This is a genomic window from Mesorhizobium sp. ZC-5, from assembly GCF_025753855.1.
GTDB lineage: Bacteria > Pseudomonadota > Alphaproteobacteria > Rhizobiales > Rhizobiaceae > Neomesorhizobium.
The window spans coordinates 1-1,111 of record NZ_JAOWPT010000061.1 but is presented as its reverse complement, the minus strand read 5'-3'; the positions used below and the strand labels follow the sequence as shown (position 1 = coordinate 1,111).

Below are 1,111 nucleotides of genomic sequence, written 5' to 3'. Positions count from 1 at the left end.
GATCTGCACGCCGGCTCAGCCGGCTATCTGGCCGAGATCGGGCCAAAACTGCGCGCTTTTTTCCTCGAGCGCGGACTGCTGGTGCGTCCGCTCGGCAATGTGCTCTATCTTCTGCCGCCCTATTGCATCACCGGCGACGAGCTCGACGGGCTCTACGACGCCATCGCGGAGGCCGGCGAACGCTTCGGCTCAAAACCATGAGCCGATCGTCGCGCATTCTCGGGTTTGGTCATCATGCGCCTGGGCGCAAAGTGGCGAATGCCGAGATCGAGAGCAATCTTGGCCTCGAGCCTGGCTGGATCGAAAAGCGCACGGGAATCCGTTCGCGCTTCTGGGCAACGGACGAAGACACGCTGTCTGGCCTTGCCGCGCAGGCCGGCGATATGGCGCTGGCGAACGCCGGTATCGACCGTAGCGACATTGGTCTGCTGTTGCTCGCCACTTCGACGCCCGACCATCTCCTGCCGCCAAGCGCGCCCCTGGTCGCGCACAAGCTCGGCCTTGGCCGCGCAGGCGCGGTCGATCTGACCGGTGCCTGCGCCGGCTTCATCTATGCGCTGATGTTCGCGGATGGATTCACCCGCCTGCACGGCAAACCAGCGCTGATCATCGCCGCCAACATCCTCAGCCGCCGCATCAACCCGGCCGAGCGCGCCAGTTCGGTCCTTTTCGCCGATGCCGCCGGCGCCCTCGTGATCGGTCCGTGCGAGGACCCTGATCGGGGCGTTCTCGGTGCCTCGGTGGATTCCGACGGCTCGCGCTACGGGCTGATCCAGATCCCGGCGGGCGGAAGCAACGTCCCGTTCCAAAGTGGCCTGGATCTCGGGCAAACCCGCATGACGATGACCGACGGCCGCGAAGTGTTCGCAAGGGCCGTGGACATGATGACTGCATGTTCAAAGGACGCGCTCGCCGCAGCCCGAACGCAGCCGCAGGACATCGATCGGTTCGTGCCGCACCAGGCCAATGCCCGCATTTTCGATGCGGTCGGGAGGAGCCTCGGCATTGCAGATCACGCAATCGTCAAGACAATCGCCGACTACGGCAACTCTTCCGCCGCGACGATCCCGCTATCGCTTTCGCTAGCCCATCAGATGGAACCGTTTCGGCC

Annotated in this window: 1 protein-coding gene and 1 pseudogene; both read left to right on the top strand. The window is 64.7% G+C overall.

All coding sequences use genetic code 11. From position 1 onward, the window contains the following. Positions 1 to 201, top strand: a pseudogene (locus OHD58_RS30500) (adenosylmethionine--8-amino-7-oxononanoate aminotransferase BioA); the annotation flags it as partial. Beyond that, positions 198 to 1,111 (top strand): beta-ketoacyl-ACP synthase III (locus OHD58_RS30495; RefSeq protein ID WP_263807312.1); only part of this gene is annotated, 914 nt, incomplete at its 3' end. The pseudogene OHD58_RS30500 and the gene OHD58_RS30495, both read left to right, overlap by 4 nt.